Annotated in this window: 14 protein-coding genes and 1 other RNA gene; 6 read left to right on the plus strand and 9 right to left on the minus strand. The window is 45.5% G+C overall.

Annotated features, from left to right (window positions below):
- Positions 1 to 67 precede the first annotated feature (67 nt).
- Positions 68 to 466 carry an outer membrane protein assembly factor BamE gene (locus F893_RS06150; protein WP_004279275.1) on the minus strand — a complete coding sequence of 133 codons (399 nt, stop codon included), beginning with the start codon at positions 464 to 466 and terminating at the stop codon, positions 68 to 70.
- 112 nt (positions 467 to 578) lie between these two features.
- Here F893_RS06150 and fur point away from each other — a divergent pair, with 112 nt between their 5' ends.
- Positions 579 to 1,016: a ferric iron uptake transcriptional regulator gene (gene fur / locus F893_RS06155; RefSeq protein ID WP_004279276.1), complete on the plus strand. Its 438-nt coding sequence runs from the start codon at positions 579 to 581 to the stop codon at positions 1,014 to 1,016.
- A gap of 67 nt (positions 1,017 to 1,083) precedes the next feature.
- On the opposite strand, the gene F893_RS06160 is transcribed toward fur, so the two are convergent.
- On the minus strand, positions 1,084 to 2,205 hold the full coding sequence (locus tag F893_RS06160; RefSeq protein WP_004279277.1) for a PilT/PilU family type 4a pilus ATPase: 1,122 nt from the start codon (positions 2,203 to 2,205) through the stop codon (positions 1,084 to 1,086).
- 30 nt (positions 2,206 to 2,235) lie between these two features.
- Positions 2,236 to 3,273: a type IV pilus twitching motility protein PilT gene (locus tag F893_RS06165; protein ID WP_004279279.1), complete on the minus strand. Its 1,038-nt coding sequence runs from the start codon at positions 3,271 to 3,273 to the stop codon at positions 2,236 to 2,238.
- 123 nt (positions 3,274 to 3,396) lie between these two features.
- Here F893_RS06165 and F893_RS06170 point away from each other — a divergent pair, with 123 nt between their 5' ends.
- Positions 3,397 to 4,086: a YggS family pyridoxal phosphate-dependent enzyme gene (locus F893_RS06170; RefSeq protein WP_005251163.1), complete on the plus strand. Its 690-nt coding sequence runs from the start codon at positions 3,397 to 3,399 to the stop codon at positions 4,084 to 4,086.
- Between the two features lie 31 nt (positions 4,087 to 4,117).
- Here the strand turns inward: F893_RS06170 and F893_RS06175 are convergent, their stop codons facing one another.
- From F893_RS06175 to F893_RS06185, 3 genes are read right to left on the minus strand one after another with little or no spacing between them, the layout of a single operon-like run.
- Positions 4,118 to 5,224 carry an acyltransferase family protein gene (locus F893_RS06175; protein WP_005251164.1) on the minus strand — a complete coding sequence of 369 codons (1,107 nt, stop codon included), beginning with the start codon at positions 5,222 to 5,224 and terminating at the stop codon, positions 4,118 to 4,120.
- Positions 5,225 to 5,229: 5 nt separating this feature from the next.
- Positions 5,230 to 8,835, minus strand: a complete 3,606-nt coding sequence (locus F893_RS06180; RefSeq protein WP_005251165.1) for an AAA family ATPase — start codon at positions 8,833 to 8,835, stop codon at positions 5,230 to 5,232.
- 8 nt (positions 8,836 to 8,843) lie between these two features.
- Complete coding sequence (locus tag F893_RS06185; RefSeq protein ID WP_005251166.1) at positions 8,844 to 10,097, minus strand: exonuclease SbcCD subunit D; 1,254 nt, start codon at positions 10,095 to 10,097, stop codon at positions 8,844 to 8,846.
- Positions 10,098 to 10,566: 469 nt separating this feature from the next.
- Between F893_RS06185 and F893_RS06190 the strand changes: the two genes are divergently transcribed.
- Positions 10,567 to 11,025, plus strand: coding sequence for an ABZJ_00895 family protein (locus F893_RS06190; RefSeq protein WP_005107697.1), 459 nt, complete (start codon positions 10,567 to 10,569; stop codon positions 11,023 to 11,025).
- Between the two features lie 155 nt (positions 11,026 to 11,180).
- Positions 11,181 to 12,086, plus strand: a complete 906-nt coding sequence (locus F893_RS06195; protein WP_005251167.1) for a TIGR01777 family oxidoreductase — start codon at positions 11,181 to 11,183, stop codon at positions 12,084 to 12,086.
- On the opposite strand, the gene thiO is transcribed toward F893_RS06195, so the two are convergent.
- Both thiO and hemB read right to left on the minus strand, forming a co-directional pair.
- A complete protein-coding gene (gene thiO / locus F893_RS06200) occupies positions 12,075 to 13,199 on the minus strand; it encodes a glycine oxidase ThiO (protein WP_005251168.1) in 1,125 nt (374 codons plus the stop codon). The two genes, F893_RS06195 and thiO, sit on opposite strands and share 12 nt — an antisense overlap.
- Before the next feature lie 15 nt (positions 13,200 to 13,214).
- On the minus strand, positions 13,215 to 14,228 hold the full coding sequence (gene hemB, locus F893_RS06205) for a porphobilinogen synthase (RefSeq protein WP_005251170.1): 1,014 nt from the start codon (positions 14,226 to 14,228) through the stop codon (positions 13,215 to 13,217).
- A 105-nt stretch (positions 14,229 to 14,333) separates the two neighbouring features.
- On the opposite strand from hemB, the gene F893_RS06210 reads away from it, so the two are divergent.
- Positions 14,334 to 14,831 carry a thioesterase family protein gene (locus F893_RS06210; protein ID WP_005251173.1) on the plus strand — a complete coding sequence of 166 codons (498 nt, stop codon included), beginning with the start codon at positions 14,334 to 14,336 and terminating at the stop codon, positions 14,829 to 14,831.
- A 73-nt stretch (positions 14,832 to 14,904) separates the two neighbouring features.
- Here F893_RS06210 and glpK read toward each other — a convergent pair whose 3' ends face one another.
- Positions 14,905 to 16,389: a glycerol kinase GlpK gene (glpK, locus tag F893_RS06215; RefSeq protein ID WP_005251174.1), complete on the minus strand. Its 1,485-nt coding sequence runs from the start codon at positions 16,387 to 16,389 to the stop codon at positions 14,905 to 14,907.
- A 130-nt stretch (positions 16,390 to 16,519) separates the two neighbouring features.
- Here glpK and ssrA point away from each other — a divergent pair.
- Positions 16,520 to 16,878, plus strand: a transfer-messenger RNA (tmRNA) gene (ssrA, locus tag F893_RS17350).
- Positions 16,879 to 16,904 lie beyond the last annotated feature (26 nt).

A 16,904-nucleotide genomic window follows, 5' to 3' on the forward strand; every position in this document is an offset into this window, starting at 1 on the left:
CTGCTCAATCAATCAGCTTAATCAAAAAAGCCCCTGATGATTCAGGGGCTTTTTCATGAGAAACCGACTATAGTGGAGGAGCATTTAAAATTGCTTCTTTTGATCCTGGTAAGCCAGGTTGAGATTCTGGAATTGTCTCCAGACCTTCAACGCGTTCCACGATACCAGACTGGTTAAAGTAGATTTTCAAATGCTGGCCTTGGGCTGCCGGGATCTTGGCTTTTTTAGCGTAGGTTCCTGGGGTATAGTTATAGATGTAGTCCCAACGTAAAGGATTCAGTGGATCGCTTACTGTTGGACTGCCCAGTAAGAAACGCACCTGTTGATGGCTCATTCCCACCTGAATTTTAGCGGCTTGTGCTTGGGTTAAAGGGGTTCCTTGTGGAATATCTACTTTATAAACACCTAATGTCGAACAGCCGACGAGCAATGAAGTGACGAATAACGTCAACATGATTTTTTGCATTTTGCTAAACTATCCCAAATTAATTATGATGCATTTGATCCAAGGATAGATCATACTGCATCTAAACTTTGTTGCATATTCCAACTTTGATTTTGTTGAGAGACCTTTTTACATGACTATTTCAAACCAAGATTTACGAAAAGCTGGACTGAAAGTTACCCTTCCACGAATTAAAATATTAGAATTACTAGAAAATTCAAAACAACATCATTTAAGTGCGGAAGATATTTACAAGACTTTACTCGATCAGGGCGAAGATGTAGGTTTAGCAACTGTGTATCGTGTGTTAACGCAATTTGAAGCAGCGGGCATCATCGAACGTCATAATTTTGAAAATAATCATTCCGTTTTCGAGATCATGCAGGAAGATCACCACGATCACCTGGTCTGTTTGAATTGCAGCAAAGTCGTTGAATTCATCAATGATACGATTGAAAAAGAGCAGCATGATGTTGCTGAAAAATTTGGTTTTGAATTAACCGGTCACTCTCTGAATCTGTATGGCTACTGCGATGCGCCGGCCTGTCAGGAAGTGTTTCGTAAAAAATAATTTGCACTCCGGTTGAAACAAAAAAACAGGCTTCTTGAAGCCTGTTTTTTTTATGCCTTCAAGATGATCAGGACTGACCATCAAAGGTAATGTTGGAATGCGCACGTAATAAGTGACTACCACCTTCTTCTGACAGCTTGATTTGCAGACGCAGGTCGTTTGGTGAATCTGCATGTTTCAGTGCATCTTTATAGCTGATCTGTTTGGCTTTATACAGATCATACAGCGCCTGATCGAAGGTCTGCATGCCCAGTTCACGGGAACGCTTCATCAGATCCTTGATCTCATGCACATCACCTTTACGAATCAAGTCGGCAATCAGTGGTGAGTTAATCAGAATCTCAATCGCTGCACGGCGACCATTACCATCGATGGTTGGAATCAGTTGCTGTGCCACAATGGCTTTCATGTTCAGGGACAAGTCCATGAACAGCTGATTATGTCGGTCTGCTTCGAAGAAATGGATAATCCGGTCAATCGCTTGGTTGGCGTTGTTGGCGTGCAGGGTAGCAAAGACCAGATGACCGGTTTCGGCAAAGGCAATCGCATAATCCATGGTTTCACGTGAACGGATCTCACCGATCAGAATCACGTCTGGTGCCTGACGCAGGGTATTTTTCAGGGCAATTTCAAATGAATCCGTATCGATGCCGACTTCACGCTGGGTGATAATACAGCCCTTATGCTGGTGAATAAATTCGATCGGATCTTCAATGGTAATGATATGACCTTTGGAATTTTCATTACGATAACCGACCAAAGACGCCAGCGAGGTTGATTTACCGGTACCCGTTGCCCCGACAAAAATAATGATGCCACGTTTGGTCATCGCCAGTTCTTTTAGAATCGGCGGTAACTTGAGTTCATCCATCGTGGGAATAACAGTTTCAATCCGACGCAGCACCATCCCCGGTTGATCTCGTTGCTGAAAGGCACTGACACGGAAGCGGGCACTTTTATCCGGCGTGCTGATGGCAAAGTTACATTCACGACTGTCAGCAAATTCTTTACGCTGCTTTTCGGTCATGATGGAATGGAGCAGTTGTCCTACTGCCGCACCGGGTAATTTTACCGAACCAATCGGTAAAATCTGCCCATTAATCTTGATGGACGGTTCGACATCGGCAGTAATGAACAGATCCGATGCTTTTTTCTCCACCATATAATCGAGTAAGCCGTTAAAATCCATGTATATAAACCCCAATACAATTCAATTTTTTTATAAAAATGCTTCTGGCTGTTTGGCTGCAGTACGTGCAACTTGCGGGCTGATCAAACCTTTGGACACCAGTGTTTTCAGGGTCTGGTCCAGTGTGGTCATGCCATAGTTGGCGCCTGTCTGAATTGCTGAGTACATTTGTGCGACTTTGTTTTCACGGATCAGGTTACGGATCGCAGGAATACCGATCATGATTTCATGCGCCGCCACACGCCCACCGCCATTTTTCTTCAGTAGAGCCTGTGAAACTACGGCTTGTAGGGATTCAGACAACATGGCGCGTACCATGTCTTTTTCTTCAGCAGGGAATACGTCGATCACACGGTCAATGGTTTTGGCCGCTGAGGTGGTATGCAGGGTGCCAAATACTAAGTGACCGGTTTCTGCTGCAGTTAACGCCAGACGAATGGTTTCAAGGTCACGCATCTCACCGACCAGAATAATGTCCGGATCTTCACGCAGTGCTGAACGTAGCGCTTCATTAAAGCCATGCGTATCACGATGCACTTCACGCTGGTTGATCAGGCATTTTTTCGACTGATGCACAAATTCGATTGGGTCTTCGACTGTTAAAATATGGTCATAGCGGTTGTCATTAATATAGTCCAGCATCGCCGCCAAGGTGGTTGATTTACCCGAACCGGTAGGACCTGTCACCAGTACCAGACCACGTGGATATTCACAGATGTCTTTAAAAATCTGTCCCATGCCCAGATCTTCAAGGGTCAGGACTTTAGATGGAATGGTACGGAATACCGCACCGGCACCGCGGTTCTGGTTAAATGCGTTGACACGGAAACGCGCCACGCCAGGCACTTCAAAAGAAAAGTCAGTTTCCAGATTTTCTTCAAAATCACGGCGCTGTTTATCGTTCATGATGTCATAAACGAGTTTATGCACTTCTTTATGTTCTAATGCTGGAAGGTTGATGCGACGAACCTCCCCATCGACACGAATCATTGGCGGTAAGCCCGCAGACAAGTGTAAATCCGACGCACCATTTTTAGCAGAAAATGCCAACAATTCTGTGATATCCATAAGGTCCCCGAGTTCATTAAAATGTTAATTATTTTGATAGAATAATAAGGCTTTCCCACAGCTTAACCAACACTTAGTTCATGGGCAAGGGAAAAAAAGATGAATGAAATGAGAACCCCATCAATGAATATGTTGCAACAGTCACGAAATCAGGTTTTAGTGCAAATTGAAACTGCCTGTGTTGAGGCCGGCCGCGAAGCAGATGCGGTGCAACTGCTTGCCGTTTCCAAGACCCAGCCGAGTAGCGTGCTGGCAGAGATGTATCAGGCAGGGCAACGTGCTTTTGGTGAAAACTATTTGCAGGAAGCACTGGAAAAAATCACGGCACTGAAAGAGCTGGAGATTGAATGGCATTTTATTGGTCATGTGCAGCGCAACAAAACCAAGGCTCTGGCGGAAAATTTTGCCTGGGTACATGGAGTCGATCGCCTGATTATTGCCGAGCGTTTATCAAATCAGCGTGGAGATAATCAGTCCGCACTGAATATCTGTATTCAGGTGAATATTGATGGCCAGGATACCAAAGATGGCTGCCAGCCGGAAGAAGTCGCAGAACTAGTGGCACAAATCAGCCAACTGCCGAATGTACGTTTACGTGGCCTGATGGTGATTCCTGCACCGAATAATCCTCAAGCCTTTGCTGATGCCAAAGTTTTATTTGATGCAGTCAAAGTTCAGCATGCACACCCTGAAGATTGGGATACTTTAAGTATGGGCATGTCTGGGGATATGACCGAAGCGATTGCTGCGGGTTCTACCATGGTTCGTGTTGGCACAGCCCTATTTGGTGCACGGCCTAAAAAAGATGTATAAACTACTAATGTCAGTTTTTTGCAGCAAAGCGTTATCGCAGGGTATTGGATAACGCTTTTTTTCTGGCTGGTTCGAGCCATTTGGCCATTAACCAGGCAAAAACTATTAAGCTGCACATGCTGGCAAGCAAAGCTAAAATTGCTCCGCCCAGACCATAGGCCAAAGTTGCCGGAATACAGCCCAAAATAAATAAAAGTAATGGGAAATGGGTGACATACAAGGTATAGGAAAAGTCTGCGGATTGAACCCAGACCGGATGATAATGACTGCGTCGATGCTGGAGCTGTACCAGCCAGCAGCTAAAGGCCAGACCCACACAGAAATTAAAAGGGGCAAAATTCGCAGCGCGGTATTGCTGGGCCTCATCAATCACCTGAAACTGGTAAGCATCAAAACAGGCGATTAGAAATGCCAAGCCGAATAGGGCTAATTTGACTGATTGTAAGCGGTTTAAAAAACGTAGCTGGATATATCGAAATGAACAAGCAAAGGCAGTGAGCCAGACCAGAAAATAAATAAAAAACTGGATGTTCAGTACTGATAGTATAGCCAGAACCATAAAAAACCCGATTTTGGCGATTTCCGAATTTTTTAAAAAAGGTAAGAATCCGGCCAGCACATAAAACCACACTTCATAGCTCAGACTCCAGAGCGCAGCATTGGCTGAAACCGTTGGCGTCACAAAGCCATTCAAAAATAGCAGCGAGCCAACAAACTCCATCATGTCTATACTATAGTCAGTCCGGATCATCATGCCAAAACTGTGTTGAAAAGCATGCGTGTGGTTGGTAAATAATAGTGGAGCAAGCAGATATAAAACCAGGGTCAACCCCATGGCAAACAGAAAGGGCGGTAAAATTCTGCGGCCACGCTGTCGGGCATAATGGTGCAGATTGAACTGACCATGCTGATGAATGTTGTACTGGATTGAATAGCCGATCAGATAACCACTTAAGGCAAAGAAAATCATGACTGCAGCCTGCCCAAGCAGGCGTATCCATGAATAAATGCTGGTATCGAAAGGCCCAATAAATGCCTGAAAGCAGTGACTGAATAACACCACAATGGCACTGATACCCCGTAGGCTCTCAAGCTGTAGGCTGAAATAGTGCGAGAGCGTATTCGGGGCAGTGTTCATGATCCTTAGCCTATAATCTGAATGGTACTTGCACCTGCACCAACCGGTTTGACCTGAATCTGTACCGGAATACGTTCATGCATTTCCTGCACATGCGAGATTAATACAACTTTACGACCCTGACTTTGTAAATGATCCAGTGCATTCATCACCATATGTAACGAAGCAGGATCTAGCGTACCAAAACCTTCATCAATAAACAGTGATTCCAGTTTCATGGAGCCGGAGGCCATATTGGCAATCGCCAAAGCCAAAGCCAATGAAACCAGGAAGGTTTCACCCCCCGATAGGGACAGCACAGGGCGGACTTCACTATTCATGTCCAGATCAATAATCGCCAGACTCAGGCTATCCGGAATACGGTGTAACTGATAGCGGGGTGCCAACGGTTGCAACTGCTGATTTGCATATTCCACCAGAATATCCAGATGATGTTCCTGGGCAATTTTCTGGAATTTGGTACCTTCCTTATGTCCGATCAGATCGTAAATACGACCCCAACGGTATTCTTCAGCTTTGATCTGCTCAATTTGCTGCTGATATTTGGCATAGGTGTTTTGATTATTGGCATTCATACGCAGTTTGGCATCAGTTTCATTGAGTACTTCCTGCTGCATTATTTTTTCCTGATGCAGCATGCCAAGCTTTTGTTCAATTTCCTCAAATTCATGTTCTGGCTGTAGTTTTAAATGGGCCTGATATTGTTCTTGCAGTAATTGCCAGGCTGTTCTGGCATTTTCGAGTGCCTGTTTCTGGTTGGCCAGATCCTGACGAATCCGTTGATGGCTGCTCAGATCAATACTGAGCCATTGTTCAATTTGAGCTACCGTCACTTGCGGATGTGCTGCTTGCCATGCCTGAATATCTTGCTGATATTGAGCCAATTGCCGATCGATCTGCTGAAGTTGACTGATAAATTCTTGCAGTTTTAAGTGGGTTTGATGCCACTGTTTTTCAGCCTGAGCCGTGCATTGACGCTGTTGTTCTAAAGTCTGCTCTAAGGTTTTGGCTTGCTGATCCAGCGCATCACGCCATTCTGCAGCGACACGGTAGACTTGTCCTGTATGCTCTTTGGTCAGTTCAGCCAGCTGTTGACGCAGGTCTTTGCCTTGCTGAATCAACTGCTCTACAGACTGGCTCAATTGAGCAAAATTTTGCTGTTCCAATTGTAGTTGATACTGGCTCTTTTCCAATATCTGTTGCTGTTGATGCAGGTCAGATTCCAGCTGCTTTTGTACTGCCAAGTGCTGCATGCGCTGCTCTAACTGTTGCTGCAACTGAGGTAAGCAGAGCATAGGTGGCTGCGACTGGTACTGCTCGGGCAGTACGCTTAAAACTGGGTGTATTAGTTGGTCAAGTTGCTGACGTTGCTGTAGAGCCAGTTGTAATTGGTGCAATTGCTGTTGTTGTTGACGCCATTGTTGTAATTGTTGCTGGAGCTGTTGTTCCTGCTGTTGTGACAGTTCTAGCTGCTGGACCAGGCTTTGAGTGTGATTCGCCAGCAACTGGGTAAATATAGGAAGATCATTGTGCTGCTCGGTAACCACTTCCAGTTTAAGTAGTTGAGATTTACAGTCAGCAGAGGATTGTTGAATCTGGTTTTGTAGGACCTGGCAACGCTGTTGCTGTTGCTCAATTACTGTTTGTGCTTTGGATATTTCAATGCGTTGCTGCTGCTGAGATTGCAGTTGCTGATCAAGCTGCTGTTTTGCCTGCCGTAACTGTTGCTCCTGTAACTGGCTCAGGCTCTGTTCCAGACGTTCATGGGCGGTATCGACAAAAGGATGGGCCATACTCCCACAGACCATGCATGGCTCATCCGGTTTTAACTGGGCACGAAGATCCTGCACACTTTGCGCATGCAATAAACGTTGCTGGGCAAGTATTTGTTCCAGGTGTTCATATGCCTGTTGTTCAGCCTGAATCTGCTGATGCAGTGCCTGTTCGGCCTCTTGCTGCATTTTTAGTTGCTGCTGTTGGCTATTTACAGCAGATTGCAGTTGTTCAAATTCTTGTGATTGTTGAACGATCTGTTGCACCTGCTGTTGCAGCAGGTCGAGCTGACGCTGTTTCGCTTGGCGTTGCTGACGCATTTCCTGAATGGTTTTGAGCTGCTCTTCCAGCTGTTCCAGACTATGATGCTGTTGTATCCACTGGTTCAGATTTTCTGAAAGTGCTGTAACGGTTTTTTTCAGTTCAGGCAAAGGCTGCTTCAGGCTGTCCGGATTCTGTTGCTGCAGTTGCTGATACTGACGCATAAAGTCTTGTATGCGTTGCAAGGTACTTTGCGGTTCCAGATCGAATACATTTAAAAAGCCAGATTCAGCCAATTGTTGTGCAACCTTTTCTTGCCGAGCTTGTAGCTGATTCAAAGTCTGTTGTTGCTGTCGCAGTTGTTCTTCTAAAGGCTGTAGACGAAGGGTTTGAAACTGGCTTTGCTCTGCATGCAGTTTTTTGTACCGCTCTGATACCGTATCAATTGCATGATCCAGCCTTAAACCTGCCTCCAGATGCGGTTTCAGGTTTGCCAAGTGTTGCTGAAACTGGTGCTGCTGTTGTTGTAAGGCTGTAAGTTTGGCTTCTTCTGCTACAAAGCTCTGTTTGAGCGTTTCAAATTCCAGCGTAAATTGGGTGTGCTGGTGCTGAATCTGCTCTTTTTGAGGGGCTAGACGGGTACGACTCACAAACTGATCCCGAATCGACTGGAATTCATCCAGCTGCTCCAGTAGCTGTTGCTGTCCTGCAGATTTATTTACTGCATCTTGCTGTACTTCGTAGACTTCTTTTTTGGCATGGACTTCTGCATAGAGTTTATGTCGGTCCAGATGCCATTGTTTCTCATTTTCTAGCAGTTTTTCTGATTGCTGCAAATTCTGAAGTTGCAAAGACAAAGAGTTCTGCTGCTGTTGTAAAGCGCTGATGTCTTCTTCAGACAGAATTTCAATATGCCCGATCAGCTTTTCCAGATCGTTGCGCTTGTTTTTGACTTCGCTGAATTTCTCTGCAGCTTTCTGACTAACTAGACTGAAAATCTGCGAATTGGTGAGATATTCCAGTAAATCTGCACGCTCATTATCTTTGGCTTTTAAAAATGCGCCGACTTCCGACTGTGCGAGCAACACTGCGCGGGTAAACTGCTCAAAACTTAAGCCCACCAGTTTTTCAATGAGCGGGGTGACTTCCGATATTTTTTGCGTCAGTGTCGTGTCGTCATCCAGACATTTGACGTAGCGGTCTACTTTTAGATTGCCATCGACTTTCTGGCGTGCCCGTTTAATTTCCCAGCGTGCCATATAGCGTTTGCTGTCGAGTGCAATAAATTCCAGTTCGGCAAAACCATGCACGCAGCCACGGCGCAGAATATTCTTGGAATCCTTGATGGAAACATCCTGACCGCCAGCATCTTTCAAGCTGCCTGTCGCACCTTTTAAACGTGGAATTTCATTGTAAAGCGCCAGGCACATGGCATCGAGCAGGGTAGATTTTCCGGCACCAGTTTTGCCGGTGATGGCAATCAGGCCGGCATGAGCCAAAGGACTCGATTCAAAATCAATATGATGGGTGCCGGTGAGGGAGGCCAGATTATGAAGACTTAGACGTAAAATTTTCATGGCCGATCCTAGGCTTGTTGTTTTTGTGCAAGTTCGTGTTGGGCTTCATTCAGTAACTCCTGAAAATCCCGTTGTACCGAGTGATCCTGCTCATAGCCCATTTTTTTCCAGATATTGAAAAATAGCGATTCCGGAGTAGGGGGTGCCAGATCAATTTTAGACTGGCTTGAACTAAGGTCGACCTGTTGCTGGTAAATCCGGCTGATGCGCAGCAGTCGGTAACGGTTAGCAGGTAGGGCCTGTTCTATTTGCTGACGCAGATCTACCGGAGGCGGCGCATCGGTCGTGTATTCCACCTCCAGAAAATGCCGTGCAGAAAGCTGCTCGATTTCTCCGGCAGGCAAGGCCTGAATTGTAGTGATTAAATTTTCCAGCTTTTCACGAATGCGGAACAGCTCGACAGTACGCGGAATGCTTAAGGCATCGTACTGAAAGCGGTTTTCCGGGTTTTGTTCGGGATCAATCCTGACTTCCACTATTTGATGCTTATAATTAATCTCACTAAATGACAGCGGAATCGGAGAGCCACTATAGCGAATATGTGGCTGACCGACTTTTTGTGGTTTATGCAAATGCCCGAGCGCGACATAATCAATCACATCATCAAACAGCGCCGTCGACAGGGCCTCTTCATTGCCGACAATAATCGGACGTTCAGAGTCGGAGGTCTCACCACCTTGCATGTGCGCATGTGACATTAAAATTAGTGCCTGATGTGGCTGTTTGCGGGCTCTGGCTTCGGCAATCAGTTGTTGATGCAGATAACTGATCGCGTTCTGGTTATTGCTGGTATGTTCATTCAGTCCGGTAATTTCGGCACTGCGTAAATAGGGTAGGGTCAGACACCAGGCGATGATATTTTTATCCCGATCATAAATAGGAATAAGTAGACGATCCAGGTTCAGGGTATTTTCTGCAGTGCGGCCTACGATTCCCACAGCTTTGGCATTGAATTTGGCCAGCAAGGGTTCAACCTGTTCAATCCGATAACCGGAATCATGATTGCCTGCAATCATCAGGGTCTGCATATGTGGCGCCAGGTCGTGGGCGTCGGCCAGAAACTGGTATAGTTGTCTTTGCGCACTGGAAGCTGGATTGATCACATCAAAAATATCGCCGGCAATCAGCAGAGCATGCGGCTGCTTTGTTTTAATTTGCTCAAGTAGCCAAGTCAAAAACTGTGCATGTTCAAATTCACGGTGATGGTTATGGAAAAATTGTCCCAGATGCCAATCGGAAGTGTGAAGAAAATGAACTGCCATGTAATGAACCCTGAAATGTCTGCCTTGCTACTATAGGAAAAAGCACAGGTAAAAATCTACTTGAAATCGATATTTCAGTGAATTGTTTGTGATTTGGAGGCTGAATTTATTTTGATCAGTATGGATATTAATGGACGGTTGTATCCAGATCATCAGATATTAAAGGTTCTGCAAGCCCTCAGATTTTAGAAATAGGGATTTTAAAAAATAAAAACCGACGATTCGAGTGATGATGAAATCGTCGGTCAAATTTGTGTTACATGAAGATTTTGGCTGCTATTCAAAATTTCCCTGTACACTGGACTTATTGCTTTAGCTCTAAAGGTCAGCAAAAATTCGTGGATGCCAGTCCAAATTTTTGTACCTTGTACCCTATATAACGTCACCCTGTAGTGGATGGTTGACAATAAAATGAAAAAAAACCTGATTTTTTTTATACTAGCTTGTTGAAGATCACTGAGTCATGCATATGTTGCCGCTAAGTCGTTATTTTATCTGGTTTTTCGTTATATGTTTTATTTTTACCTGTATTTGCGGTGTACTCGCAGCCTTGCTGCCGATGGGCATGGGTGCAGTCTTGACGATTGTTCCCTATCTGGTAGCCATGATTTGGGTGCTTTTTAAATTTTTAAAACAGCAAAAACGTGCCCCGACCCAAGCAGAGCGTAAAAAATTCACCCTCGGGTTTAGCCTGATTTACTGGGGCTATAATTTATTATTTCTCTTGCTCGGTATTGTTATCGCCACCCGTTCCAATCCGAATGCCTGGCAGGACTTTCTGTTGTATCTACAGCAGCCACAATTTATGAGTATTGTGCTGATCATGTTCCTGATGATCGCAATTCCGCTGTATCTGCTGACCTACTGGTTTTATGGCAAGCAGGCCCAGCGTATGGCAGAGAAAATGTTTGGCCATCCACCTCAGTGAGTATAGATGAATCATTGTGTGACGACTGATCTTCATAAATTGATTGAATGATGAAAGATACAAATTCTCCACTACAAAGATCTTCTCGGTTTAAAAAGCTAAAGATGAGTGGCGTATAATTTAAATCAAGAAAATAATAAGGCGAAGAATGACGAATGTATAAACCTGTAGTGCTGTTGACGGGAGCGAGTGGTTTTATTGGCAGTCATCTCGTGCGTTTTTTACTGGAACGGGATTATCGGGTGATTGGGCTGACCCGTCAGAAAAATAAACATGAACCACATCCGGACTTCCATTGGATCAATCAGCTGGATGAATTAAAACAGCATCAGCTTGATTATGTGGTCAATCTGGCTGGCGAAAGCATTGGTCAAGGCCGCTGGACGGCAGCGCGTAAAAAGAAATTGCTGGATAGCCGTTTAGACACCACCAAAAAGGTTTTTGATTATTTAGAAAAAAATCAGATTAGACCGAAACGGATTATTTCAACATCAGCGGTTGGTTATTATGGTATTGATCCGACAGAGCGTTGGGAACAGGTCTGCACGGAGCAAAGTCCGCCACAAGATATTTTTATGTCTGAACTCTGTGCGAAGTGGGAACAGCTGGCCTTGTCCTATACTAACCAGAACACCAAGATTGTTCGCTTTGCGGTGGTATTTGGTAAAGGTGGCGGGATTCTTCCGCAGATGTTGTTACCGATTAAGCTGAATCTGTTCGGGCGGATTGGTCATGGACGTCAGCCAGTGACCTGGGTGCATCTAGAGGATGTGCTGCGTGCGATTGAATTCTTGATACTTGAGGATACAGCCGAGCAGATCTTTAATGTGGTCGCGCCAGAAAAAAGTAGTCAGGCCCAGTTTGCACGAACTGCGGCCCAGATTCTGAAGCGCAAACCCTTACTTCCACTACCCGCATGCAGTCTGAAAATGATGCTGGGAGAACAGTCACAACTGGTCTTAAACGGTCAGTATGTACAGTCCAAAGCCTTGCAGGAGGCTGGATTCCAGTTTCATTATCCAACTCTGAAAGAAGCACTGGATAATATCCTAAAGCACTAAACGACTGGGCTCTAATAAACGGACAGGATCATAAGGAGCTGGATCAACGATTGGCATTTGTTTAAGGATGAGTTGAGCGAGTAGTTTGCCTGATGCCGGCCCCATGCATAAACCATTCCGGAAATGTCCAAAATTGGCCCAGGCATTGTCTAGCTTGGGAATTTTGCCAATATAGGGAATACCATCGGGTGAGCTGGGTCTTAATCCGGCCCATTGCTTGACCAGCGGAAAATCTGCCAGTTCCGGTACCATCTCGATACACGCCTGTAAAATATCCTGCCGGATTTCGCTAGAAGGCGAGGTGTCAAAACCGACCTGACGCATACTGGAACCACATAAAACATGTCCATCCTGACGTGGAATCAGGTACATCACCTTATGCATGCACATGGTCGGCAGCCAGTTTTCTGGCGTTTTAAACAGCAGCATCTGGCCCTGAACCGGCTGTACCGGAATTTCCAAACCAAGTTGCTGTGACCAGTGTTGCGACCATGCTCCGGTTGTGAACACATATTGATCTGCCTGAAAAACCTGGCTATGTTCATCTGAGATACTTTTTACACAGCCTTGCTGAATATTGAGCCGAGTGATTTTACAGTCTTCTTGCCAGGTGACACGAGGATGCTGCTTCAAATAGTGAATGATCGACTGTAATAACCGTGGATTACGGATATTCGCCAGTTCAGGGAAATAAATCGCCTGCTTGAATTTGCTCTGATTAATTCTTGGATTGATCTGTTGCAGTTTAGCCTGATCAAGCAATTCTGCCTGTTGCTGCGGATCCTGATGTGTTTTGGCATAACTTAAACCGATTTCAAAATCGGATTCATCAAAAATCAGCATACCTGTTTCATGAATCTGGAAATCGATGCCAGTGAAAGGTTGCAGTTTTTGATTCCAGTCCTGATACATAGGTTTGGCATGTCGAGCCAGAGCATTTACAGCAGCGGGATAACGCCACGGATACATCGGGGAAAGGATTCCTCCTCCAGCCCAGGATGCAGCCTGTCCGGCGGCCTGTTGATCAAAAAGGGTAACAGAAAATCCCTGTTCAAGCAGTTCCAGCGCCGACATCAAACCGGTGATGCCAGCGCCGACAATGGCAATATGCATTGCGCCGAAATCCTTTTACTTCATGTCTTTCAGTTTAAGCGCAGCTTCTTCAGCAAAATAGGTCCAGATACCATCTGCACCGGCACGACGACAGCTCATCAATGATTCTAAAATGACGCTATCAGATAACCAGCCATTTTGAATTGCCGCAGCCAGCATCGCGTATTCGCCACTGACCTGATAGACAAAGGTTGGTACGCCAAAAGTGTCTTTGACTTCGCGGACGATATCCAGATAAGGCATGCCCGGTTTAACAATCACCATGTCTGCACCTTCCTGAATATCCAGCGCAATTTCATGCAGGGCTTCAGCACGGTTACCGACATCCATCTGGTAATTGTATTTATTGCCGCCTTTTAAATTGCTGGCAGAACCGACTGCATCACGGAACGGACCATAGAAACTTGATGCATATTTGGCTGAATAGGCCATGATGGAGGTATAGATATGACCATTTTTTTCAAAGGCCTGACGAATCGCACCGATCCGGCCATCCATCATGTCACTTGGAGCAAACACATCTGCACCGGCTTCGGCATGGCTCAAGCCCTGTTTAATCAGGCACTCGACCGTTTCATCATTTAAGACATAACCGTTCTCATCAATAATGCCATCCTGACCATGTATGGTATACGGGTCTAATGCGCCGTCAGTAATCAGCACCATTTCTGGCAGTTCTTTTTTCAATAAACGCAAGGTGTTTTGTACCAGACCATCTTCACGCCACGCAGCTTCTGCAGTCAGGCTTTTATCTTCTTGTGGGGTGACCGGAAATAGCGCCAGTTTATTGACACCGAGTTCCAGTAGACGTTCTGATTTTTTTAACAACAAGTCCGCTGACAGACGCTGGATATTCGGCATACTTGGAATATCTTGGGTCTGGTTTTGTCCTGGCAGGACAAATACTGGATAAATGAGATGATCTGCCGCGAGATGGGTTTCACGAACCATCGAACGTAAATGTTCATTTTTACGAATACGACGCATGCGAGTTGCAGGAAACGCGGGACGATTGAACGTATAAGTCATAAAAATCTCAGTAATCAGTATTAAACTAGGCCTCTATTGTAGCCCTAACTCAAATTTTTGGGCATAAATTAGCGGTTTTTTATTGTGGTGGATTCGGGCAGAGTGATGAGTAAGACAGAGAGAAACTGGACAGGTAATATACATCTGGGCTCGAAAGTGGATATTGATGTAGTCCTGAACCAGCTGGTACATGCTTTTAATAGCTCTCCTTTTTTTAAGCATAATGGCATGACCATGCGGGTGGTCGAGGGCCAGATTGAAGCCTATGTGGAAATGCAGGATTTTATGGTTGGGAATGTCGCGTTTCAAATTTTGCATGGCGGTCTTGCGGCCACGGTACTCGATAGTGTCGGTGGAATTGTAGCGATGGGGGAGCTATATAAAAAAGCCGAACCTGAAACCATTGCCGATACCATTAAAAAAGTCTCGCGTTTGGCGACAGTGGATATGCGGGTGGATTATCTGGCACCTGGGCGCGGTAAATATTTTATCGCGCGGGCAGAAACCTTACGTTTGGGGCGTAAGGGCTGCACCATGCGTATGACCATGGTCAATGATGAAGATAAGCCAATTGCTACAGCGATCGCATCTTATGCTTATTGAGGGTAAGAGATAGAAAATAAAAAGCACTGTTGAACAGTGCTTTTTTAGCTTTCGACCTTCAGATCGATACAGGTTATAGATCTGATTTGGCCCGATTTAAGGCCTTCTGCCATTTGGCTAAATGAGCTTCACGTTCATCATTTTGCATTTTCGGTTCAAAGGCATGTTCAAGTTGCCAAGACTGCGAAATTTCCTCCAGACTGGAAAATATTCCGGATTTTAATCCGGCCATGGCTGCTGCTCCCCAAGCGGTAGACTCCAGCATTTTCGGACGTAGCACCGGCACATTGAGAATATCTGCCTGAAACTGCATCAGCATGTCATTGCTACTGGCACCGCCATCGACCCGTAATTCTTTTAAAGGGTGGGCAATATCGGATTGCATTGCACTGAGGACATCCGATACCTGAAAAGCGATTGATTCTAAGGCTGCTCGGGCGATATGCGCTTGAGTCGTACCACGAGACATGCCACAGAGCAGGGCACGCGCTTCACTGTCCCAATGCGGCGCGCCAAGTCCGGTAAAGGCCGGAACCAAAACCACGCCGTCGGTATCCTTAACTTTACAGGCCAGTTTTTCGATATCATCGCTTTTTTGAATAATCCCGAGACCATCACGTAGCCATTGCACTACCGCACCTGCCATAAAGACGCTGCCTTCCAGTGCATAGGTGGTTTGACCCTGCGCTTGCCAGGCAAGGGTAGAAAGCAGTTTATTCTGACTGAGCTGGATGTCTTGACCGGTATTGAACAGCATAAAACAGCCGGTGCCATAGGTGTTTTTTGCGCTCCCCACTTCAAAACAGGATTGACCAAACAGTGCAGATTGCTGATCACCTAGAATCCCGGTAATGGGGATATTGGCACCGAGTAAACCTGAAGCGGTGTCAGCGATATAATTATCCGAGGAAATAATTTTTGGTAAGACTGAAGCAGGAATATGAAACAGCTCCAGCAGTTCTTCGTCCCAAGTTTGTTGATGTAGATTCATCAGCATGGTACGGGAAGCATTGCTGGCTTCAATCACATGTTCTGCGCCTTGAGTCAGGTTCCAGATCAGCCAGCTATCGATAGTACCAAAAGCGACATGACCCTGTTCAGCCAGTTCACGTACGCCTTCTACATGCTCCAGAAACCAGACCAATTTTCCTGCACTAAAATAAGGATCAATCCGTAGACCGGTTTTTTGCTGAATTTTGGACATCAAGCCTTGATCAATCAGCCGGTTACACCAGTCAGAGGTACGACGGTCCTGCCAGACGATTGCCGGGGCGAGCGGTTTACCATTTCTTCGATCCCAAACCACCGTGGTTTCGCGCTGATTGGTCAGACCAATGGCTTTAATATCTTTGGCGAGAATTCTTGCGGTAGCGAGCGCTTGCTGTACCACCGCAATCTGCGTGCTCCAGATTTCCTGAGCATCCTGTTCGACCCAACCTGAATGTGGCGTCTGAATATGGGTTTCACGTTGAGCCGTTGCCTGAATTTGTCCATGTTCATTAAAAATAATAGCCCGACTCGATGTGGTTCCTTGATCTAGGGTCAGTAAATAGCTCATAATTTTTCTGTTATTCGGCTTGAAAAGTAAAATATTAGCGCAATAATGTAATTAAGCGCATCAAGTTGTGTAAATGTTTAGAAAATACATCGTAATTTTTGACATTTATGCTATGATTGCCTTGTACTTTGGGGGTGTTTCTGGCTTCGACGCTGGTGATGAAACTCATAGATGCATGCCGAGAGCGCATTTTCTCTCGTAAATCAAATTTGCATTTTTTAGTCGCAAACGACGAATCATACGCTCTAGCTGCCTAAGGGCAGCTTGTCCGCCTCTCCGAATACTTGTGGTTAGAGAGTCCGACTGAAGCGCACGCACACAAGTCCGTATAAAGCCAAGCCTCGGGGCTTTGTACTAAATCAAGAGGATCGCGATTTGTACCCTGTTCGTCGGGTCACAAAGAGTTAAAACAATAGACGATATCTAAGCATGTAGTATTCTCGAGCGTAGTGCTGGCGGACGCGGGTTCAACTCCCGCCACCTCCACCAAAATTCTTGTTATAAATCAGCCACTT

This window comes from Acinetobacter sp. CIP 102136, from assembly GCF_000369685.1.
GTDB classification, from domain to species: domain Bacteria; phylum Pseudomonadota; class Gammaproteobacteria; order Pseudomonadales; family Moraxellaceae; genus Acinetobacter; species Acinetobacter fasciculus.